The organism is Pedobacter sandarakinus, assembly GCF_026240095.1.
Lineage (GTDB): Bacteria > Bacteroidota > Bacteroidia > Sphingobacteriales > Sphingobacteriaceae > Pedobacter > Pedobacter sandarakinus.
Genome location: NZ_JAPIVG010000008.1, coordinates 57475 through 80363, shown reverse-complemented (window position 1 = coordinate 80363; position 22889 = coordinate 57475). Strand labels below are relative to the sequence as shown.

Here is a 22889-nt window from a genome sequence, read left to right as displayed (position 1 = left end):
GATAGCATTCTGCAAGGGATAGAAAGTTGAAAGTTGAAAGTTCAGAGTGGAAAGTTCAAAGTTGAAAGTTGAAAGTTGAAAGTGAAAAGTTCAAGGTTCAAAGTTGAAAGTTCAAAGTGAATGGCTCAAATTATAAAACCTAAAACTGGCGCTTAAGCATACCTACTAAAACTATAAATACCTGGGGGTAGTGGGTTGAACTTTCGCTACTCCGTAAATAACTTTACTGGCCCTGCCATCTAGGCCAGATGGGACGGAAATACTTTTTGTAGCATGCCCAATCCGCTGGCAACACCGCCCGCAAAAAGATTGGAGGTACAGCGGGACCGAACCTAACATAAATGGCATTGAACTTGCCCTTCTATTTTATTTATCTTCAGTTGCTATTGGGCTAACGCCGCATTTCTACTTATCTTTGCTCCTAAAATAAACGTATTGCACACCCTAAATGAACTTGAACAAGGAGCGCTAAAAGGCGTTACTTATCTAAAATTATCTGAACAGCTTACGGTTTTTCCAAGAGCGATTTTTGAATTGGCTGATCGTTTGGAATATCTTGACTTATCGGGGAATAAGCTTAGCTCACTTCCTGAAGATTTCGGAAGGTTGAAACGGCTAAAGATATTCTTTGCTTCGGATAATGATTTTGAGATTTTACCAAGTGTAATTGGTGATTGCCCAGACTTATCAATTGTTGGTTTCAAGGCTAACCGTATTAAAACCATTGAGGAGGGTGCTCTCGGATTGAGTTTACGTTGGCTAATTCTAACCAATAATGAACTTAGTGAGCTACCTGCATCTATAGGCAGGTGTAGTAAACTGGAAAAACTCATGCTTGCTGGTAACGCCCTAACAATGCTTCCTGAGGCTTTGGGCAATTGCCAAAATCTTACGCTCCTGAGGGTTGCTGCTAATAAATTGACATCGCTTCCTGATTGGCTGTTAGTAATGCCGAAATTGGCTTGGCTTGCATTTTCAGGTAATGCTTTTAATCGGCATCCGGGAGTTGTTCATAAACCAGTTGTTTCAATTGAAGATTATTTGTTGAAGGATGTTTTGGGTGAAGGTGCTTCGGGCACTATATTCAAAGCTACTCATAAGACAACCAATAAGGATGTTGCGGTGAAAGTTTTTAAGGGTAATGTTACCAGTGATGGCTATCCGCATGATGAAATGAATGCTTTTGTAGGTGCTGGAGAACATTTAGGTTTAGTGAAACTTTTAGAGGAAGTTGACCTGCCCACCCAAGGTAAAAAGGGTTTGATTATGGAGCTTATTCCTCCTTCATATTACAATTTAGGTAGTCCGCCAAGTTTGGAGACGTGTACACGGGATGTATTTACTGAAAACCTATCTTTAAGTACTGGTGTAGCAGACAAGATTGCGTTAACCATAGCTAGCGTTTGTGGGCACCTGCATGGAAAAGGAATAACCCATGGCGATTTGTATGCGCATAATATTTTAATTGATGCGGATGGGAATACTTTACTTAGTGACTTTGGTGCCGCATCATTCTATCATAGATCTGATGGAGAGCTACCTGATAGACGTTTGGAGCGTTTGGAGGTACTGGCTTTTGGGTATTTATTGGATGATTTGATTAGATTGACAGTTACTAATGTGCAAGCCGAATTGCTCGCACTAAGGGATAGATGTTTATTGGCGGATGTGCATCAGCGACCGCTTTTTAGCGAAATTGAAAGCGATTTACTACATTTTATTGATTCGCCTCTTCCTTAACGGCGAGTTGCCCACATGCGGCATCGATGTCTTTTCCACGACTTCTGCGGATATTGGTATTGATGCCCTGGCTTTTTAAGTAGTTGGCAAATGCGTCAATTTTATCGCCCTCTGCGTTGGTAAAATCTGCAAACGAGATTGGGTTGTACTCTATAAGATTAACTTTGCAGGGAATATGCTTGCAAAATTTGGCTAGGTCCATTGCGTCTGAAATTTCATCGTTAAAATGATTGAAAACGATATATTCGTATGTTACCGGATTTTTAGTTTTGGCAAAATAATACCGTAATGCTTCTGATAAGGCTTTTAACGAATTTGCTTCGTTAATCGGCATAATTTCATTACGTTTTTTATCGTCTGCAGCATGAAGCGATAGTGCGAGGTTAAACTTTGCACCATCATCGCCAAGTTTCTTAATCATTTTTGCGATACCAGCCGTTGAAACTGTAATCCGTTTATAGCTCATATTTAAGCCATCGGGAGCCGTAATTCGATCTATGGATTTAAGTACATTTGCATAATTGAGGAGTGGCTCTCCCATGCCCATGTACACAATGTTTGTTAGCGGGTTGTTGTAGTTCTGTTTGGCTTGCTTATCTATCAATACAACCTGATCGTAGATCTCATCTGCGTTGAGGTTGCGTTTACGATCCATATATCCCGTAGCACAAAACTTGCAGGTTAAACTGCACCCTACCTGCGAACTAACGCAAGCAGTCATCCTATCTTCCAACGGGATTAATACGCCTTCAACAATATTTCCATCTGCAAGGCGGAAAGTATTTTTAATGGTATGATCGCTACTGAATTGCGAATTATTAACCTGTACCGCATTTATGGCAAAGTTTTCTGATAAGGTTTTGCGCAACTCTTTAGATAAGTTGCTCATATCTTCGAAAGTAGTTACCGATTTCTCCCAAAGCCACTGGTAAATCTGCTTTGCCCGAAAAGCAGGCTGTTGCATGGCTACCAAATGCTGTTGCAATTGCGGCAGATCTAGTGAGCGGATATCGATTTTCTTTGCTGTTACCATTTGCTGCAAAGGTACTTAAAAAAGGCTTAAGGTTCGATTCATGCTTTCCAAACGTGCTACGCTAAGGGTAAATTTTACAATTACTTGGCTTATCTTCCTCGCTGCCTGGTGTTTGCCTTTGAGGCTGGTTTGCCTTTTGCAGAACGAGCTGATTTATTTGTGGCACCGCTCTTATTGTTAGGCTTGGGTGATGATTTGCCCCCATGTTTATTTCCGGCCAATTTCGAAGCGGGCTTTGAAGGCTTGTGTATCTTCCGGGGTTGTTCCTGTTCTTGCAAATCTTCCCGGGAATTGGTTTTCTTTTTTGTGTTTTTTGGTTTTGAGGTTGCCTCTGATGATGATTTTGCAACACTTTTTAGGATGGTATTCATCTCCACTTCGGTAAGATCTCTAAACTCGCCTGGTGGAATGCCCTTGAGATTGATATTCATAATTCTGGTGCGCTCCAATTTGGTTACCTCATATCCAAAGTGTTCGCACATCCTTCTAATCTGCCTGTTTAATCCTTGAATCAAAATGATATTGAAAACAAAAGTACTGATTTGCCTTACTTTACATTTTCTGGTATTAACACCTAAAATAGGCACTCCATTGCCCATTTCAAATATGAAATCATCGGTGATGGGTTTATTTACTGTGACAAGATATTCTTTTTCGTGATTGTTTCCGGCACGGAGAATTTTATTTACAATATCGCCATTGTTTGTAAGGAAAATTAATCCTGATGAATCTTTATCTAAACGGCCAATAGGAAAAATTCTTTCGCTATGGTTAACGTAGTCTACAATATTATCTCTTACGTTCGATTCTGTAGTGCTGGTAATGCCTACGGGTTTGTTAAACGCCAATAAAATAAAAGAGGATTCTTCTTTAGGTTCAATGTTGTGTCCATTTACCATCACCCGGTCGCCCGCTATTACTTGATCGCCGATCTTTGCCCTTTTACCGTTTATGAAAACATTTCCTTTTTCAATAAAACGATCGGCTTCGCGACGAGAGCATAACCCGCTTTCACTAATAAATTTATTTAAACGGGTAGCCGTACTGGTTTTCATCTTACAATTTTACGGATTTAAATTGTGTTATTGATATTTAGCACACGCAAGATCGGTTATCCGTTGGCGAAAGTTGAAATAATAAAGGGGACGATGTTACTTCCCCTTTATTTAAGTAAGTTGGTTTTCTTGTTAGATTATTTACCTGAAATGATTTAGAAACTTTGGTCGTCGGCACTTGGACCATAGCTACCAGGAATCGGGATATCTAATAACCTCAGGTATACACCTAATTGGGCACGATGATGTATGGTCTGACTGAAAGCAATTCGAATCATTTCATATTTATTCATATCGCCCAAAACTTGATCACCGTTTCGGAGAATCCATTGCTTCCCGAGTACGCCTTCGTTGGCATTTTCGAGGGCGGCCTTACCTTTGGCATAGCTTGTTTCCAATATATGAAGCAAGTCTTCTTGGCTGGTTACGCTTTTTTCTTCATAGGGTGCCGTGGCAAAATCTAGTCCATCAGTTTGAAAAGCTAACTCAATCCATTCTGGTAATTCGGCAATGTGACTGGCAAGCGCCTTCATTTTCATGCTTCTGGCATGAGGTGCCCAATCGAACTGATTTGTAGGTACTAGCGAGAGGAATTTTTTGGTGATATTGAATTCACTCTCCAATTCTGTTAATAATGCTTTAATAATATCCATATGTTGTTTTTTAGTTTTTTCCATTTCGTTCATTTCTTTTAATAGGAGGTCGACCAAGCTCATGTTTTTAGTTTTGATTTAACAAAGGAATGGGGTTGGAGTGACAACCCTATGGCAGTCTTAAAAATGAGTTTTAATTTTTTTTTAGGCGCTAGTCCTGGCCGGACGGGCTTCGTTCTTTTTGACAACAAAAAGAACAGCGAAGCTAGCTTGAACACCATTTTAATCAAATAATCAGGTGAAAAACCAAAAATTCCCGGCTTAAAATTTTTGTATTTAAGTTAGTGGGTAGGCTCGGGGAGTGCGTCCCCAAAAATTTATCAGGCAGGGGTTGGGTAAAACGGCGGTTTAGGGGTTGGGCTTTGTTGGGGGGCGTAGTATCTTGTTTTTGAGTGTTGTGTTATTAGATTGTTTTGTCCTGGCCGGACGGGCTTCGTTCTTTTTGACAACAAAAAGAACCAAAAATTGCCGGCTTAAAATTTTTGTATTTAAGTTAGTGGGAAGGCTCGGGGAGTGCGTCCCCAAAAATTTATCAGGCCGGGCTTGGGTGGAACGGAGGTTTAGGGGTTCGGCTTTGTTGGGTGTCGTAGTATATTGTTTTTGAATATTGTATTATTAGATTGTTTTGTCCTGGCCGTACGGGCTTCGTTCTTTTTGACAACAAAAAGACCAGCGAAGCTAGCTTGAACACCATTTTAATCAAATAATCAGGTGAAAAACCAAAAATTGCCGGCTTAAAATTTTTGTATTTAAGTTAGTGGGTAGGCTTTGTTGGGTGGCGTAGTAAATTGTTTTTGAATATTGTGTTATTAGATTGTTTTGTCCTGGCCGGACGGGCTTCGTTCTTTTTGACAACAAAAATAACCAAAAATTGCCGCCTTAAAATTTTTGTATTTAAGTTAGTGGGAAGGCTCGGGGAGTGCGACCCCAAAATTTATCAGGCCGGGCTTGGGTGGGACGGAGGTTTAGGGGTTCGGCTTTGTTGGGTGGCGTAGTATATTGTTTTTGAATATTGTATTATTAGATTTTTTTGTCCTGGCCGGACGGGCTTCGTTCTTTTTAACAAAAAAAAGACTAGCGAAGCTAGCTTGAACACCATTTAAACCAAACAATCAGGTGAAAAACCAAAAATTGCGGCTTAAAATTTTTGTATTTAAGTTAGTGGGTAGGCTCGGGGAGTGCGTCCCCAAAAATTTATCAGGCCGGGGTTGGGTGGGACGGAAGATTAGGGGTTGGGCTTTGTTGGGTGGCGTAGTATATTGTTTTTGAGTATTGTGTTATTAGATTGTTTTGTCCTGGCCAGACGGGCTTCGTTCTTTTTGACAACAAAAAGACCAGCGAAGCTAGCTTGAACACCATTTGAACCAAACAATCAGGTGAAAAACCAAAAATTGCCGGCTTAAAATTTTTGTATTTAAGTTAGTGGGTAGGCTCGGGGAGTGCGTCCCCAAAAATTTATCGGGCAGGGGTTGGGTAAAACGGCGGTTTAGGGGTTGGGCTTTGTTGGGTGGAGATGTATATCGTGTTTGTAGGTAATGTTTTACTAGGTTGTTCTGTGATCAAAGTGAAGCTAATGATAAACTTTAGGTATGGCTCAGGCATTAATAATCAACCGGCAAGAGGCTCATGTATTCGCTAAGTGCCATATGGTTATCTTTAGAAAAAGGTTTGCCAGCCATTTGTAAATCTACTATTCTACTCAAGTTAAAATCTCTATAATCATTTCTGACATGGCACCAGGCAATGAGGTGCCAACTAAAAGCGTAGAATATTAGGCCAATGGGCTCTACTTCCCTTTTGCTACAAAGGTTTTTCGCATTTTTGTAACCAATTTCAATCATACAGTTATCAGATATAGCCTGTTGGATGATGGATAGGTATTTGTAATTAAAAGTAAGTCGATCTGGAATTTGCAGCTTAATGTGCTGATTCATCTGCTCAAGCTTTTCTTTCTGCCCCGATCTTAAGACAGCTTTAACTTTAGTTAATGCACTAGTATAGTGATTACGAATAGAATGATCGGTAAATCCGTTAACTAAACTTTCTACCAGCAAAAGTGCATTTGCTTCATCCGTATTAAAAGAAATTGGCGAGAGAAAATAGCCCTGAACCAAAAAATAGCCTCTATGCTGTTCGAAACTAACAGGTATCCCTTGTTCTTGCAGGGCTTTAATATCTCGATACACCGTGCGAATACTCATGTTAAATCGATCGGCAATTTTTTCAGCCGTTAAGTATTTTTTAGATTGAAGTAAAGTTAAGATGCCGAATAATCGATCGATGCGGTTCATGGTCTATGCTTTGTTAAATTTACCATTTTAATCAATATAATTTAATTATGGCTACCTACATTTTTAAATGTGTTAAATGTTAATCCAAAACCAAAGCCCGCTCTATTTGTATTTAGTATGTCTTTTCCGGATTAAATTTCGTTAATCACTAAGACACAAAATATAAATCGATGGCAGCCGAAATCCAAAGGCGTTTCTTTAGGGCAATCAAAAGTAAAGTTATTATAGGCTTTCTATTGGCTTGTTTTGCGCTGATTTTAGCTTGGGGCATTAGCAATTTTGCTTTTACTAGGATGTTAAATACCGTTGAGGAGATTTCGGCCCCCAACGATAGGCTAAGAATCGTTACCGATTTATCTCACAAAATAGCTCGTTTAGACCAGCTGCAGCGGGATGAAGCTTTTAATAAACAAGGTGATTATAGCTTTCTAAGGGAATCGGGAAAGCTCAAGGTAGCACTAGATACCTTGAAAAAATTATACAGGGGAGATGAAACACAGCTGGCCAGAATTAAATCTATCAAGGGTTTATTAAATGATCGCGACAAGCAGTTTGTAAATTATCTAAAGGTGCGTGAAACTTTGGTGAATACTAAATCTATTTCCGAAGAAGTAAGGAAACTGAATGAGCTAGTTGCAGCAAGAACTAAGCGAACGGACAGTGCAATACTTACTACCGAAACAACCACGTCGACCACTACGTTGGCACCAGAAGATGCACAAAAATCGAGAGGCTTTCTAAGCAAACTGTTTGGAAAAAAAAAGGCCGATGTATATAAAATCATCAATGAGGAATTTAAAATAAAGCGAGATACCTTAAACCCGAAGGCCGAAGACAGTATCATGAAAAGCATGACCGGCTCGCTGAAAACAATTGAGTTGGAACAGCGTCAGAAAAGTCAGAAATTTCTTAAAAGAGAAGCAGATTTATCTGATGCCAGCAATGCGCTCACTAACCAGATGCTTACTATTCTCAGAGAGGTAGAGGCAGAAGCAGTTTCGCAATTAGATCAAACTGCTATCCAGGCAAAGGAAGTTGTAAATGATGGAATTACCCAAATTACACTCATAATTATCGCTTTTTTTCTGCTTACGGTTATCTTACTTTACCTTATTTTAACTGATATTACGAAGAGCAACACTTATAGGAAAGCCCTCGAACAAGCGAAAGATGAGGCAGAATATCATGGAAAGGCAAAACAACGGTTTCTATCTAATATGAGTCATGAAATTCGAACTCCCTTGCAGTCTATTCTCGGTTATGCAGAGCTAGTTTCGACCCAAGATCAGCCAAGCAAAAAAGATGTAGATGCTATCTATCAATCCTCAATTCACTTACTTCAAATAGTAAACGAAGTGCTTGATTATAACCGAATTATTTCAGGAGAGTTTAGTTTCAATCAACAGGTATTTAATATAGCTACTGTTTTAGATGAAGTTACTGCGGTTGTGCGACCCTTGGCAACTCAGAAAGCATTGCAACTGCTTACAAAATTCGATCTAGACGGCATCACCTACATTAAAGGTGATGCATTTAGACTTAAACAAATTCTTTTTAACCTGCTAGGGAATGCAGTTAAGTTTACCCTTAAAGGCGAAATTGAACTTGGTGTAAGTGTCAAGAAACAAGAAGGTCAGCTTCATTTTCATTTCACCATTAGCGATACTGGAATTGGTTTTGAAAAGCAAGACATGGAGCGGATATTCAATGAGTTTGAACAGATTGAATCGCCCGAAAGATACGTACTCAACCAAACGGGAACAGGGTTGGGCTTGCCTATTGTAAAGGCTTTGGTTGAAGCGCAAGGCGGAAGAATTTATGTAAAAAGCAAACCTGGCAAAGGCACTACTTTCAATGTTTTTTTAAAATATCTGGAAACAGAAGAGGTAGCAGTTCATCCATCGGGAAGCTATGAAATAGCAGAAAAAGGAGAAGTTTGGGTAATAGACGATGATAAGTTAATATTAGCACTCTGCGGATTGATTTTTGATCAACACCATATTTCCCATAAAATTTTTGGCCAGGTTGCCGATATTTTAACCCAGGAAGCGTCACCATTACTTAAATATGTGCTCATTGATATGCGCCTGCCCGAAATGACTGGGTTAGAGCTTTGCCATATCTTAAAGAAAAAACTTCCTCCTACCGTAAAATTTTATGCGATAACTGCGCAGGTTCTGCCTGAAGAGCGGGAGATGGTTCTAAGCGAGGGTTTCGATGGCTTGATTATGAAACCATTCATGGCTGATGATTTGCTTTCGATCTTTGAACGAAAATTTGTAGAGGAAACGCAAATAGAATTTGATTTTTCATCTCTAGAAAAGATGACTTTTGGCGACCAGCAACTGTTCGAAAAAATCTTAAACCGCTTTAAGCAAGATTGCATTGATGATGCGGCAACAATTGAACGATGCGTTACAGATAACGACCGAGATCAATGTAGGCTATTGGTGCACAGGCTTGCTGGTCGTACTGCACAAATGGGTGCATCGGATATAGCAAACTCTTTTAGGTTACTTGAAATTGAAATCGCCGAAAACGGTCTGCAATCCTCAACAACAGTCGAAATTAGGGATCAATTGAAACAACTGAAGGGCTTGATAGCTGTAATTGATAAAATGGAGCGAACTGAAGCCATCGATGGAGAAAATATGGTTTAGCAGGTTTAAGGAATGGCTTAATAGGCTTTCATACTAATCGAAATTCCTAATTACGTATAGGCAAAGTTTACTATACTTTACTCTATTCCGTAGCGTTCCATTTTGGCATATAATGTCTTTCTATCAATATTTAACATCTTCGCTGCTTTGGATTTATTGTGTTTCGCTTTTAATAAGGTTTCTGCAATTAACGATTTTTCATTTTGTTCGTTCACGGCTTTCAGGTCAGATGAATTGCCGGGTAGTGTTTGTTGATTAACAGCAATCATCATTTCATCGGGCAAAGCGCTTAATGCCGCTACATTGCCGGGTGTAAGCAACACCATGCGTTTTATTACATTGCTTAGCTCCCTCAAATTTCCAGGCCAGTCATAGTTAAGCAAAAGCGATTTTGCATCAGCAGCAATGCTTTTTACATTCCGATCTAGATCGCGGTTAGATAAATTGATAAAATGGTTGATGAATAGTTCTAGATCTGCTCCGCGATTTCTCAATGGCGGGAGTTGGATTTTAAATTCGTTAAGGCGATGATAAAGATCTTCGCGAAACTCTCCTCCAGAAATACTGTTTAGTAAATCATCATTTGTTGCCGTGATAATCCTGACGTCAACCGGAATTTGTTTTGTGCTTCCCAGTGGCTGGATAACTCGTTCTTGGAGGGCACGGAGAAGTTTAATCTGGACTTCATAGCTTAAATTTCCAACTTCATCGAGAAATAAAGTTCCACCATTTGCGGTTTCGAACTGTCCCTTTTTATCATTGAGTGCGCCAGTAAATGCGCCCTTAATATGCCCAAAAAGTTCGCTAGCGGCCAGGTCCTTAGAAAGTGCGCCACAATCTATAGCAATGAAAGGCTTATTGGCTCGCTTGCTTTGCTGGTGGAGTGTACGGGCCGCAAATTCCTTTCCTGTGCCACTCTCACCCTGGATAATTACTGACATATCAGTGGGCGCTACGAGCGCAATGTGTTCATATAAGCGATTAGCAACTGCACTTTTTCCTTTTATGAAGTCAGGTTCCTGCGTTTCAACAACATTTTGTTTAGCTTCTTTCTTAGCCAATGAGTTTTTAATAACCATTAAAAGTTCATCAGGGTTTACTGGCTTGGTAATGTAATCAAAAGCACCCATCTGCATCGACTTAACAGCCGTACGCACATCATTAAAACTGGTCATAATGATGATGGGCGTTTTTAACCCTAAATTTCTGCTTTCGTGAATTAAATCGAAGCCTATTCCATCGGGCAAACGGTAATCGATTAAAAAAAGATCAAATGGTTGATTTTCTATTAAACTATAGGCATGCTTTAAATGAGTGGAGAGCGTAATTGTGTGTTCGTTTTTCGTTAAAAAACCTTCAAGTAATTGAGCAAAAGTGGTGTCGTCTTCTAAAATCAGGATTTTCGCCATATGCAAAAATAAGAAAAGCCAGTTAAAAACTGGCCATTCTTGTACTAGGTAGATGTAATTTAAGGGATTATTGTACAGGTTTACCTTCTTTATCAATTTTTACAGAACCTGTTTCAGCTTCTTTCTTAACATTGATTAGGTAATATTCTTTTGTACCTTCTTTAACCATCCAGGCTTCAGTTGCTGTCCAACCTTTATAAGCATCAGACTTTAAAGCGGTGGTAACTGGCTCAGGCAATTCTTCCAGTTTTACTGGAGTTTTCACTGCACTATCTTGAACTGCAACAATTGCAGCGTTCTTTATTGGGTTTACTTCGTTCGCTTGCACTGCTGAGAATCCGGCAAAGGCTAAAAACGCAGCTGATAATATTAACTTTTTCATCTTATTTAAATTTAATGGTAATGAGACAAATGCTGTCTCGTGGTTCGGGTTTAGTTTAAGCGTTGCCCCTGGGGGCACGCCTGATTATGCCTTAGAACGGCGTAGCTTATTGTACGGGCTTACCGTCTTTGTCGATTTTCACAGAACCTGTTTCTGCTTCTTTCTTAACATTGATTAAGTAATATTCTTTCGTTCCTTCCTTAACCATCCATGCTTCAGTTGCTGTCCAACCTTTATAAGCATCAGATTTTAATGCTGTGGTAACTGGTTCTGGAAGTTCTTCCAATTTAACTGGAGTTTTCACTGCGCTATCTTGAACTGCAACAATTGCAGCATTTTTAATTGTATTTACTTCACTTGCTTGTACTGCTGAGAATCCTGCGAAAGCTAAAAATGTAGCTGATAAAATGAACTTTTTCATAGTATATTATTTTAAAATTTATTTGTGTTATAATACTTGCTATGGCTTCATAATGGTGCCAAAGGTGGGTCGCTATCATATTCTATTGTTTATCAGGCAATTGCATATGTGCCAAAATTTATGAGTTGGGGAGTTTCTCTACATATTGGGGGGAATAACAACAATCTTTGTTTTGGAAAATGCCTGGTTAATGTTAAATCGGCTCGTTTGAAACATGAAATGCTTCACGTTAGATTTGGAAATCGAACATTAGCTGAAAAAAATTCACATATTTTTTATACAAAGGATAATTTTTTCTATACTTGCAACCCCATTAAAAGCCTCCTTAGCTCAGCTGGTAGAGCAACTGACTTGTAATCAGTAGGTCATTGGTTCGATTCCGATAGGAGGCTCTTTTTTCTTCTCAGTGCAATAGACAGCCATTATATTACAGTTTATTTCTTTTCTTTCTGTCAGAGACTGATGTTATAATTCATAAATCAAAAGTCTTACATTCGTTTCATGCTAAAATATTTCTCAGCCGATTGGGTATTTCCGGTAACCGCACCTGCTATCAAAAATGGTATTATTGGAGTAAATCATGCTGGAGAAATAGTGGAGGTTTCAACTCAAGAAACCACTAATGCGGCCAAAAATGAGATTATAACCTATTCAGGTGCAATAGTACCTGGCTTTATCAACACCCATTGTCATTTGGAATTGTCTCACATGTTGGGGAAAATAAGTAAGCGAACAGGTTTAGTTAATTTCGTACAAGCGGTTATAAGTAATAGACATTCTAACGCAGACGAGCAACTAAGGGCTATGGAAGCTGCCGACTTGCAAATGTTTGAAAATGGAATTGTAGCGGTAGGCGATATTTCGAATGAAATCGGTTCGAAGTTAATAAAACAACGAAGTAATATTTACTACCACACCTTTGTAGAGGCTATGGGTTTCAACCCAAAAAATGCCTTTCTTGTTATGGACGGGGCATTACGTGTACGTGAAGGATTTTTACCCTTACCTGTAAGTGTTACTGCCCATGCTCCTTATTCGGTATCTGGTGAATTGTTTAACCTGATTAATAGCCGGGCTGAGCAGGAGGGTGCGATATTGAGTGTACACAACCAGGAAACCAAGGATGAAAACGATTTTTTCATTAGCAAAACCGGTGGATTCTTAAATCTTTACCAATTTCTAGAATTAGATATTGCGTTTTTTAGTCCCGCCGGGAAGTCTTCGCTACAAACCTGGTTACCTCATATTAAAAAACAAAAGACGCTTTTAGTGCATAATACTGTAACTGATCAGGAAGATATAAATTTCTCGAGGCGAATGCATCCAGATTTGTTCTGGTGTCTTTGCCCGCAAGCCAATTTATATATTGAAGATGCCTTGCCAGATGTAGATTTACTGATAGCAGAGGGGGTGAAGATTACCTTAGGTACGGATAGTTTGGCCAGCAATCATCAGCTGAATATCTTGGCAGAAATGAAAACGCTGCAAGATCGAAAACAGGTTAATTTTGAATTAATGCTGCAATGGGCCACACAGAATGGTGCCAAATTCCTGGGTGTTGATGGACAGTTTGGGAGCCTTTCAATTGGTAAAAAACCCGGCCTAAACCTTGTGCAGCTAAGTACAGATTTTAGCATTCAAAGTGATAAAGTAATTAAGTTGATATAGCATATGAATTCCATTTGCAAACTTTTCGATATTAAATACCCAATAATCCAGGCCGGAATGGTATGGTGCAGCGGTTGGCGGCTTGCATCCGCCGTTTCTAATGCTGGTGGTTTGGGTATTATAGGTGCCGGTTCTATGTATCCTGATGTTTTAAGAACACATATCCAAAAATGTAAATCGGCTACAAAAAAACCTTTTGGCGTTAATGTTCCATTGTTATATCCCAACATCGAAGAAATTATAGAGGTTATAATTGAAGAAAAAGTTAAAATTGTGTTCTCTTCGGCAGGGAACCCGGCATTATGGACCTCACATCTGAAAGCACAGGGTATTACCGTAGTACATGTTGTTGCGAACACCAAGTTTGCCCTAAAAGCACAAGCAGCTGGGGTTGATGCAATTGTTGCTGAAGGTTTCGAAGCCGGTGGGCATAATGGTCGCGAAGAAACTACCACACTTTGCCTTATTCCCATGATCAGGAAGCAGATTCAAATACCTGTGATTGCAGCAGGTGGAATTGGCAGCGGGAGCGCCATGTTGGCGGCATTTGCCTTGGGTGCCGATGCGGTACAAATCGGCTCTGCCTTTGCTGTTGCGGAAGAATCATCGGCACATCCGGCATTTAAGCAAAGGATTTTGAGTGCTGCAGAAGGCGATACCAAATTGGCAATGAAACCTTTAGTGCCCGTGCGGTTATTGAAGAACGCTTTTGCAGAGGCGGTAGCTGCAGCTGAATTGGCCGGCGCCGATCGGGGGGAACTGCTTACACTTTTGGGGAAAGCCAGAGCTAAATTAGGCATGTTCGAGGGCGATATGGAAAATGGAGAACTCGAGATAGGCCAGGTATCTGCTATGCTGGATGAAATTAAGCCTGCCCGAGAAATTTTGCAACAGATTTGGCAAGAATACCTTCATGGTCTTGCCAGGCTTAAAGTATTGAACGATGAATTAAGTCAATAATCATGCTGATCACATTTGGTTTGCTAACTTTGCCTAATAGTTAAGAATGATTGATATGAAACATTTAAATATTCGGGTGTCAGGCAAGGTACAGGGCGTTTTCTTTAGGGCTAGTACAAAAGCTGTAGCCGATCAAATGGGCATAAAGGGATTTGTAAAGAACAAAAAAGATGGAAGTGTTACCATCGAAGCTGAAGCAAGCTCCTTTATTTTAGACGCATTTGTAGATTGGTGCAAGGAAGGGCCAGAAAAAGCCGTGGTCGAAAGCGTTGAAATGAGTGAAGGTGAAATCAAGAATTTTCGCAATTTTGAAGTGGTAAAGAAAAACCTGCTTTGGTAATCGCCCTAAAGAATTAAATTAAAGAATTACGATTTGGACTGTAAATCATCTAAATTTACGCTTATTAATTAAAATCATTTTTGATTTGGAATGGAGAAGCTAACTTCAATCTAACGCATAAATACATAATCTACAATCAAATTGTCTGTATATAAAAAGTTTTTGGGGCAAACAATGGTTTACGGTATCAGCACTATTGTTTCCAGGCTCCTCAATTTTATTCTTACTCCAATCTTCACGCGTACCTATGCGGCAGCAGCTTATGGCGTATTTACTAAGATGTATAGCTATGCCTCTTTAATTAATGCGATTTTGTCTTTCGGGATGGAAACCACATTTTTTAGGTATCTAAACAAACACGAAGATCAGAAACAGCAGGTTTATAACAACTCTTTTTTAGTTGTCGGATTTATATCTACTCTTTTTCTTGTTACTGGTTTAGTATTTACAAATCCCATTACCCGCTGGCTGCTAAACAATGATATGTCGCAGTTTCAAGATCAGCGCCGATATGTACAATACTTTCTATGGTTGCTCTTTTCAGACGCCATTTGCATTATTCCCTTTGCTAAACTACGTGCCGATGGAAAGCCATTTCGCTACAGCCTGTTAAAATTTGTTAATATACTTACTTACGTTAGTGTTTGCTTATTTTTTATATATGTGATCCCCGCCATTATTAAAAACAATTGGCCCACAGCAAGTTTTTTTAGTAGTTTCTTCCGGGAGAAATGGGTTGGCTATGTTTTCATTGCAAATCTAATCGCCAGTGTGGTCACTTTTGCACTCCTGCTTCCAGAGTTCTTAAAGTTGCAGCTCAAATTCGATAAGGCCCTGTTTACAAAGATGCTCTCCTATAGCTGGCCGGTACTTGTAGCTAACCTCTCTTTTATCATAAATGAAAATCTAGACAAAATACTGCTCGATAAGTATCTCACCGAGGCGCAACTGGGAATCTATGGTGCCGTGTGTAAGATTGCTATTTTCATGAGCATCTTTAATACAGCATTCAGGCTAGGTGCAGAGCCATTCTTTTTTAGTCACGCAAAGAATGCCAATGCTAAACAAACCTACGCCACCATTCTTCAATATTTTACTATTGCTTTGGCTGTTTTATTTGTTGCGCTCGTAGCCAATATTGAAATATTAAAATTTTTCATCAGTAGAGATGCGGCCCACCGTGCGGAATATTGGGTAGGTTTACCTGCCGTTCCTTACTTATTACTTGGGTATGTTTGTTTAGGGATTTATATGAATTTGTCTGTATGGTATCGCCTTTCTGATCAAACCAAATTTGGCTTATATATTTCCCTGGTAGGCGCTCTGATAACCATTGTTTTCAATATCATCTTAATTCCAAGGTACGGCTATATGGGTTCGGCTTGGGTATCTCTGGCCGCATACGCTACCATGACCATCCTGTCCTACCTACTTGGACAAAAGTATTACCCTATACCCTACAACTTAAAGAAGATTTTGGCATATCTCACCATATCCACTATCCTTGTCTTTTCGTCGTTCTTCCTTTTTAACCGTAATATTTATGTTGGTAATGTATTGCTTGTTGCATTTATTGCCGGTATTGCCTATTTTGAGAAGAAAGATCTTCTAAAAATACTAAAGCGGTAAGCGCCTTCAACCTATTTCAAACATGGAAATAAATATCATCAATAAATCTGAACACCCACTTCCCCAATATGAAACGGCACATGCTGCGGGTATGGATTTGCGTGCGTGGATCGAAGAAGACATTATTCTGAAACCTCTTCAACGCATGCTCGTACCTACTGGGTTATTCATTGCGCTGCCTATTGGTTATGAGGCACAAATAAGGCCTAGAAGTGGTTTGGCATACAAGCATGGCATAAGCATTGTTAATGCACCAGGCACTATAGATGCAGATTACCGAGGTGAATTAAAGGTTTTATTAGTGAATTTATCAGATACAGATTTTAAAATCGTTAATGGTGATAGAATTGCGCAAATGGTTGTCGCTAAGCATGAAACAGTAAGTTGGAATTCGGTAACGTCGCTAGATGAGACCCAGAGAGGCGAGGGTGGCTATGGGCATACAGGAAAATAAATTCTAGAATCTATGCGTGGCGTTTTATGCACAATGCTTTTAGGCTAATCTTATGATTATGAAAAAATACTTCTTTTTCTTTCTTGCCTTGATTAACCTGAACGCATTTGGCCAGATGCCTGGACCGGCCAATGTCGCTCGGGATAGCAACATGGTAAAACAAATGTTTTTTGCTGGTTTACGGGAAAAAATGGCTGAGAATTATGAGGCTGCGGCGAAGAGTTTTTCGAAGATTATTGATTTAGATCCTAAACAGGATGCTGCTTACTATGAGCTGGCCAGTGCAAATTTCAGGCTAAACCGACTTCCTGAAGCCGCATTAAACATGGTACAAGCGCTTAAAATTAAGCCTGATAATGTTTGGTACAATCGCATGTTAGCGGAGATATATAAGAGAGGCAATAAAATGACGGAACTAATTGCCGTTTTTGATGCACTTATTAAAATTGAACCAGATGTGGATGGGTATTACTTTGATAAAGCAAATGCACAGTACTTAGCTAACCAACCTGAGGCGGCAAAAAAAACTTACGATGAGATTCTAACCCGATTCGGCGATTCTAACGAACTGCAAAATGCTAAAAGACGTTTAGCTGGTAGTGGAAGCGCAACGCAGAGCGATATCGTTAAACTTTTGGAAGGCAACCAGGCCGATGTAAAAAATTATTTATATGCTGCAGGTTTATTGTTGCAAAAAGGAAACGACGCTGAAGCTTTGAACGTACTTGCTAAGGCTCACCTAATGGAACCTAATAATTATGAGGTTAATTTGGGTATGGCAGATATATACAAAAAGCAAAAAAATGATAAGGCAACTTTTTCTGCTTTACAGCTGGCTTTCGAAAGCCCCGAGATGCCATTAAATGAAAAGATAAAGATTTTGGCAAGCCTGTTTAATAAGCTCAACCAACCCACTGTTGCCGGAGAGATAATGGCATTGAGTAAACTGCTGGCTGATAAAAACCCTACTGAAGCCAAAGCACTGGCGCTTTATGGAGATGTACTTTATCAGCAAAACAAGTTCAAGGAAGCCTTGGTACAATATCGTTCAGCGCTAAAGTTAAACGACCAGATTTATGCGGTTTGGGAACAAATTATAAACATTGAGACCTTAATTGGACAATATAATGAGGCAGTTAAAGTTGGCGATGAGGCGTTGACTATTTATCCGAATCAGGCAAGTTTATATTACTATACTGCTTACGCTTTGTTTAAAACGGGTAAAATGGAGCAGGCCCAGAACAACCTGAAGAATGCATTACAGCTTGATGTAGACAATAGGAGTTTACAAGCACAGGTATATGCCTTGCAAGGCGATATTTATATTAACCAAAATAACTTTAACCAAGCAAAAGTTGCTTTTGAAAAGGCCATTGCCATTGAGCCCGATAATTATTTGATTATGAATAATTATGCCTATTATTTGGCATTAAAGAACGATGACCTGGCAAAAGCTGCTAAATATGCAGAAACTGCTGCCAATGCCATGCCCGAAAATCCATCTACATGTGATACTTATTCGTATATCTTGTTTAAGCAGCAGAAATATGATTTGGCTAAAGTATGGATCGAAAAAGCGTTGCAAAACAATAGCGATAAGAACGGTGTTTATTTGGAGCATTATGGAGATATACTATACTTTACAGGTGATAAAGGTGCCGCACTAGAACAGTGGATAAAGGCCAAAGCCGCAGGTAATAGCGCTGACATATTAAATAGAAAAATAAATGAAAAAAAATATTTTAAATAGCTTATTTGTTTTTGGAACAATCGTTTTATTAGCGGCTTGTAAACCCAAAAAGGAGATTGTTGTAGCACCAGCTGCCAAGACAGAAACAAAAACCGATAATTCTAAAGCAGATGCTTTAGCCTTATTGAATAGCAAACAACTAAAATTTAACACGCTTTCTTTAAAGGCAAAGGCGAGCCTGGCTATTGGCAATGATGCCAATGACGTGACCATGAACTTTAAAATGAAGGACAAGGAAACAATTTGGGTGAGTATTACTGCCTTAGGCGGGATGGCAGAAGTGGCCAGGGCATTGATAACACCAGATAGCATTAAGATTATGAATAGATTAAAGAGCGAATACATCAAAAAGCCCTTTAGTTATATCTATAATTTCACCAATAAACAGGTTAATTTCAATACTTTGCAAGCCATTTTAACAGGCAATGCAATGGGCGAATTTTTAACCCAGCAATCGGATGTAAAGCAAGCAAATGGAAACTGGGTAGTTTCTGGAAGTAAAGAAAATTTAGATTACAAATTGCTTTTTAACACGCTTTTAAAGGTTTCTGAAACCAATTTAAACGATGCAAAGGCGGGTCAGGCGTTAAAGGTTAACTATACCGATTACCAAAAGTTAAATGAATCTTTGTTCCCGGGTGCACTTCAAATTAATACCTTGTCTGGAACCAAGAAAATCAATATTGATATGCAGTTTGTGAAAATAGATGGCAATGTTCCGGTAGATTTTCCGTTTAGTGTTCCAAAGAGATTTACTTTAGCCAAATAATTATGGTTATTGAGGCCTCGGCTAGCTAAAACGTTGATTGTTAGGCTAAGTGGCCACCTAAACCCGACTTAGTGGATGCCCCCGATTTTTCTTCGGGGCAGAAACGAGGGCGGGGCTGCTTTAACCTAATGGTTGCTGTCTTTGCTTTCCAAATCAAAAATACTTTTTAGCGGGACGATGGCGAATGCATGATGAAGAACGAATGAAGATGGTTTCCAATGGCCTTAGTATCTCAATTTTAATATTTTTTACTGCAAAATTTTTATACTTTTGGCTTAATGAAGCTACACAAAATCGTATTTATCTTGTTTCTTTGCGCATTTGCTTTTTCTGCCGGTGCACAAACCGAAAGCCAGCTTAGAAGGAAAAAAGAAGCTATACAGCGTGAAATTGAACAGCTACAGAAGAATCTGAATAAAACCGCAAGTGGTAAAAAACTTACGCTACAGCAAATAAACGCCATTAATGCGCAGATTAGGCTTCGCCAGGATAAGATTGGGACCATCAATTCGGAAATTAAAAATCTCGATAACCAAATCTCTCAGAACACCAATACCGTACATACGCTACAGGGCCAGTTAGGCGATTTGAAAAAAGAATATGCGGGGATGATTCGTTTTGCCCAGCGCAATAGAAACGCCTATGATAAGATGATGTTTATTTTTGCATCTAAAGATTTTAATCAGGCCTATAAGCGAATAAAATATCTACAACAATTTAGCCAGTACCGGAAAAAACAAGCTGGCTATATTGAAAATACCCAGCAAGATTTAAATGGGAAGATTAAGGTTTTGGATAAGACTTTGAGAGAGAAGAGTGATTTACTAAAAGAGCAAGAGAAGGAGCGGGAACGTTTAGGTAAAGATAAAAGTAAACAGTCTGTTGCGCTTAACCAATTAAGCAAACAGGAGAGACAGTTTAAGCAGGATATTGCTTCTAAGAAGCGTGAGCAAGCGCAGATTAATCGGGCAATTGCAGCCGCCATACAGCGGGCGATTGAAGAGGCAAGAAGAAAAGCTGCCGAGGAAGCGAGAATTGCCGCTGCAAAGAAATTAGCAGAAGAAAAAGCTGCCGCTGCAAAAGCTAAGGCAGAAAATAGACCTGCGCCAGTAACAACAGCAGCGCCGGCGGTGAAAGAGAAAAGTACGGGAGAGTTGTTAACAGCTACCCCAGAAGCAGCAAGATTATCTGCTGGTTTTGAAAATAACAGGGGTAGGTTGCCTTGGCCAGTGGCAACGGGAACTATTACCGAGCGCTACGGATTACATAAGGTAGACCAGGCATCGTACACCAATGATGGGGTAGATATTACTACGGCAGATGGTGCTGCGGTGAGGGCGGTGTTTGCAGGCAAAGTGCTTACCGTACAGTACATACAAGGAAGGGCTGTGGTTATTATCATCCATGGAGAGTACATTACGGTTTACCAAAACCTTAGAAATGTTAGTGTAAGTACTGGTAGCAGCGTAGATACCAAGCAAACCATTGGTGTGGTAGCTAATACTGGTGATGATGCGATTTTAAAATTCCAGATTAGAAGAGGGCAGGGAACATTAAACCCAGAAGCCTGGATAAGTAAATAGCAGAGAGCGTAATAAATGTTTATATTTGTATAAAATAGATTAGTGATGTATCAAGGCACGTTATTGGAGTTTTTAAATATGGGTGGATCTGAGATCGTACTCATTTTAGTGGTTGTACTTTTGTTGTTTGGAGGTAAAAAGTTACCCGAATTGGCAAGGGGTTTAGGAAAAGGGATTAGAGAATTTAAAGATGCATCTGATGGTGTGAAACGAGAAATTCATAGAAATATTAATGCGATGGATTTGGATAAAGAAGAGACGGCAGAAAATGTTGTAAATAACGATACCCAAACACCTGCACCAACTGAAGAAAGTTCTGCTGTAGATGAAAAAGTAGCTATGGCTCATCCCTCAAGCACACCCATAGACGAGAAAATTGTAACTGACAGTCAAAAAGTTTAAACAAAAAAGTTATGTTAAATACAACAATAGCAGCAATGCTTGGAACGCCAGAAATTATCATTATTGCTGTAGTGGTATTATTGTTATTTGGTGGCAAAAAAATTCCTGAACTGATGAGAGGTTTAGGTAAAGGCGTTAAAGAATTTAAAGATGGTAAAGATGGGGTTGATGGCGAACAAGTAGATCCATCTAACCGTGATAAAACTGTTTAATTGCAATAAGTTTGGTTTTGAAGAAATACAGCTCTCTTAAGGAGATACAAGCGCTCATTTCGCAAAAGCAATTGACTTTACCCGATTTATTGGCTTATTACTTTAAGCAAATTGAAGATCATAAACACCTCAATGCATTTAATGAGGTGTTTTTTTATTCGGCAGAAGTTCAGGCAAAGGCGGTACAATTAAAGATAGACAATGGCACAGCAGGTAAACTTGCGGGAATGGTTATTGGTATCAAAGACAATATCTGTTATAAAGATCACGTTGTTACGGCATCTTCAAAAATGCTCGATGGTTTTGTATCGCCCTATTCATCAACAGTTGTAACGCGTTTATTGCAAGAAGATGCGGTAATTATTGGTCGTTTAAATTGTGATGAATTTGCAATGGGCGGCTCTAATGAGACTTCATATTTTGGCGTCGTGAAGAATGCGGCAGATCCAAATTTGGTTCCTGGCGGGTCATCTGGAGGTTCTGCAGTAGCGGTACAAGCCGATATGTGTTTGGCAGCGCTAGGCACTGATACTGGCGGTTCGGTGAGGCAGCCGGCAGCATTTTGTGGTCAAATTGGTTTAAAGCCAACTTATGGGAGGATCTCTCGCTACGGGGTAATTGCTTATGCCTCATCTTTTGATCAGGTAGGGCCAATTACATCATCTGTTGAAGATGCTGCGCTACTGTTGCAAGTTTTAGCGGGTGCTGATGAACACGATTCTACTGTTGCTACTGTTCCAGTTCCGGATTATCCTGCACAGCTACAAAACAGCCAGAAGCAGAAAATTGGAGTACTAAAGGAAACCATTGAAAGCGATGCGCTTGATCCTGAAGTTAAAGAAGCCATATTACAATCAATATCTTCTCTGAAAGCTAAAGGGCATGTTATTGAATATGTTTCTTTTGATCTTTTAGATTACCTGGTACCTGCTTATTACATATTAACCACAGCAGAGGCTTCTTCTAACCTATCTAGATATGATGGTGTGCATTATGGTTACCGCAACACGGAAGCAAAATCCTTAACGGAGCTATATAAAAGATCTAGAGCAGAAGGGTTTGGAGAGGAAGTAAAGCGCCGTATTTTATTAGGCACTTTTGTGTTAAGTGCCGGTTATTACGATGCCTATTATCAGAAAGCACAGCAGGTTAGGCGGTTAATCAGGGAAAAGTTGGCTGCCTTGTTTGTAGATTTCGACCTCATATTATCGCCAGTGGCACCTACGGCAGCCTTCAAAATTGGCGACAATGTACAAGATGCACTAGTTATGTATATGGCCGATATCTTTACTGTGTTGCCTTCCTTAAGTGGTAATCCTGCTATTGCTTTGCCCTTGGGCAATAATGCTGCAGGTTTGCCGTTAAGTATTCAATTTACTGCCAAACATTTCGAGGAAGACAAGCTCCTGGCTTTTTCTCATGATTTTTTATCAAGTTAGTGAAGCCTATAGGGTTAATCACTGATTTATAATCGCATT

Annotated in this window: 20 protein-coding genes and 1 tRNA gene; 14 read left to right on the top strand and 7 right to left on the bottom strand. The window is 39.5% G+C overall.

The window, feature by feature from the left end; all coding sequences use genetic code 11:
* Positions 1 to 435 precede the first annotated feature (435 nt).
* Entirely contained in the window at positions 436 to 1740 is a 1305-nt protein-coding gene (locus OQ268_RS17535; RefSeq protein WP_265858106.1) for a leucine-rich repeat-containing protein kinase family protein, read from the top strand.
* Here OQ268_RS17535 and rlmN read toward each other — a convergent pair.
* From rlmN to OQ268_RS17515, 4 genes are all read right to left on the bottom strand, one after another.
* Positions 1718 to 2773, bottom strand: a complete 1056-nt coding sequence (gene rlmN, locus OQ268_RS17530) for a 23S rRNA (adenine(2503)-C(2))-methyltransferase RlmN (RefSeq protein WP_265858104.1) — start codon at positions 2771 to 2773, stop codon at positions 1718 to 1720. The genes OQ268_RS17535 and rlmN overlap by 23 nt on opposite strands.
* An 89-nt stretch (positions 2774 to 2862) precedes the next feature.
* Positions 2863 to 3828 carry a 23S rRNA pseudouridine(2604) synthase RluF gene (gene rluF, locus OQ268_RS17525; protein ID WP_265858102.1) on the bottom strand — a complete coding sequence of 322 codons (966 nt, stop codon included), beginning with the start codon at positions 3826 to 3828 and terminating at the stop codon, positions 2863 to 2865.
* A gap of 155 nt (positions 3829 to 3983) precedes the next feature.
* The gene (locus tag OQ268_RS17520; protein ID WP_265858100.1) at positions 3984 to 4544 is read right to left on the bottom strand and encodes a DinB family protein; all 561 of its coding nucleotides are present in this window, start codon (positions 4542 to 4544) and stop codon (positions 3984 to 3986) included.
* 1538 nt (positions 4545 to 6082) lie between these two features.
* Complete coding sequence (locus OQ268_RS17515) at positions 6083 to 6772, bottom strand: helix-turn-helix transcriptional regulator (protein WP_265858098.1); 690 nt, start codon at positions 6770 to 6772, stop codon at positions 6083 to 6085.
* Between the two features lie 170 nt (positions 6773 to 6942).
* Between OQ268_RS17515 and OQ268_RS17510 the strand changes: the two genes are divergently transcribed.
* On the top strand, positions 6943 to 9432 hold the full coding sequence (locus tag OQ268_RS17510; protein WP_265858096.1) for a hybrid sensor histidine kinase/response regulator: 2490 nt from the start codon (positions 6943 to 6945) through the stop codon (positions 9430 to 9432).
* 77 nt (positions 9433 to 9509) lie between these two features.
* Here OQ268_RS17510 and OQ268_RS17505 read toward each other — a convergent pair whose 3' ends face one another.
* The 3 genes from OQ268_RS17505 to OQ268_RS17495 all read right to left on the bottom strand — a co-directional run bounded on the left by OQ268_RS17505 (position 9510) and on the right by OQ268_RS17495 (position 11644).
* Complete coding sequence (locus OQ268_RS17505) at positions 9510 to 10841, bottom strand: sigma-54-dependent transcriptional regulator (protein ID WP_265858094.1); 1332 nt, start codon at positions 10839 to 10841, stop codon at positions 9510 to 9512.
* A 67-nt stretch (positions 10842 to 10908) separates the two neighbouring features.
* Positions 10909 to 11223 (bottom strand): hypothetical protein, encoded by a 315-nt coding sequence (locus tag OQ268_RS17500; RefSeq protein WP_265858092.1) that lies wholly within the window; start codon positions 11221 to 11223, stop codon positions 10909 to 10911.
* A 106-nt stretch (positions 11224 to 11329) separates the two neighbouring features.
* Entirely contained in the window at positions 11330 to 11644 is a 315-nt protein-coding gene (locus OQ268_RS17495; RefSeq protein WP_265858090.1) for a hypothetical protein, read from the bottom strand.
* Positions 11645 to 11963: 319 nt separating this feature from the next.
* Between OQ268_RS17495 and OQ268_RS17490 the strand changes: the two genes are divergently transcribed.
* The 12 genes from OQ268_RS17490 (at position 11964) to gatA (ending at position 22850) form a co-directional block, all read left to right on the top strand.
* Positions 11964 to 12036: transfer RNA gene (locus OQ268_RS17490), tRNA-Thr, on the top strand.
* Positions 12037 to 12145: 109 nt separating this feature from the next.
* Entirely contained in the window at positions 12146 to 13312 is a 1167-nt protein-coding gene (locus tag OQ268_RS17485; protein ID WP_265858088.1) for an amidohydrolase family protein, read from the top strand.
* Positions 13313 to 13315: 3 nt separating this feature from the next.
* Complete coding sequence (locus OQ268_RS17480) at positions 13316 to 14272, top strand: NAD(P)H-dependent flavin oxidoreductase (protein WP_265858087.1); 957 nt, start codon at positions 13316 to 13318, stop codon at positions 14270 to 14272.
* Positions 14273 to 14327: 55 nt separating this feature from the next.
* Positions 14328 to 14612, top strand: a complete 285-nt coding sequence (locus OQ268_RS17475; protein ID WP_265858085.1) for an acylphosphatase — start codon at positions 14328 to 14330, stop codon at positions 14610 to 14612.
* Between the two features lie 141 nt (positions 14613 to 14753).
* Positions 14754 to 16241: an oligosaccharide flippase family protein gene (locus OQ268_RS17470; RefSeq protein ID WP_265858083.1), complete on the top strand. Its 1488-nt coding sequence runs from the start codon at positions 14754 to 14756 to the stop codon at positions 16239 to 16241.
* Between the two features lie 22 nt (positions 16242 to 16263).
* Entirely contained in the window at positions 16264 to 16695 is a 432-nt protein-coding gene (gene dut / locus OQ268_RS17465) for a dUTP diphosphatase (protein ID WP_265858081.1), read from the top strand.
* 58 nt (positions 16696 to 16753) lie between these two features.
* On the top strand, positions 16754 to 18445 hold the full coding sequence (locus tag OQ268_RS17460; protein WP_265858080.1) for a tetratricopeptide repeat protein: 1692 nt from the start codon (positions 16754 to 16756) through the stop codon (positions 18443 to 18445).
* Complete coding sequence (locus tag OQ268_RS17455; RefSeq protein WP_265858079.1) at positions 18423 to 19214, top strand: DUF4292 domain-containing protein; 792 nt, start codon at positions 18423 to 18425, stop codon at positions 19212 to 19214. The genes OQ268_RS17460 and OQ268_RS17455 overlap by 23 nt, the downstream gene beginning before the upstream one ends.
* 278 nt (positions 19215 to 19492) lie before the next feature.
* On the top strand, positions 19493 to 20797 hold the full coding sequence (locus tag OQ268_RS17450) for a murein hydrolase activator EnvC family protein (RefSeq protein ID WP_265858077.1): 1305 nt from the start codon (positions 19493 to 19495) through the stop codon (positions 20795 to 20797).
* 45 nt (positions 20798 to 20842) lie between these two features.
* Positions 20843 to 21199: a Sec-independent protein translocase subunit TatA/TatB gene (locus tag OQ268_RS17445; protein ID WP_265858076.1), complete on the top strand. Its 357-nt coding sequence runs from the start codon at positions 20843 to 20845 to the stop codon at positions 21197 to 21199.
* Positions 21200 to 21210: 11 nt separating this feature from the next.
* The gene (locus OQ268_RS17440) at positions 21211 to 21411 is read left to right on the top strand and encodes a Sec-independent protein translocase subunit TatA/TatB (RefSeq protein ID WP_029287719.1); all 201 of its coding nucleotides are present in this window, start codon (positions 21211 to 21213) and stop codon (positions 21409 to 21411) included.
* A 17-nt stretch (positions 21412 to 21428) separates the two neighbouring features.
* Positions 21429 to 22850 carry an Asp-tRNA(Asn)/Glu-tRNA(Gln) amidotransferase subunit GatA gene (gene gatA / locus OQ268_RS17435; RefSeq protein ID WP_265858075.1) on the top strand — a complete coding sequence of 474 codons (1422 nt, stop codon included), beginning with the start codon at positions 21429 to 21431 and terminating at the stop codon, positions 22848 to 22850.
* Positions 22851 to 22889: the final 39 nt, after the last annotated feature.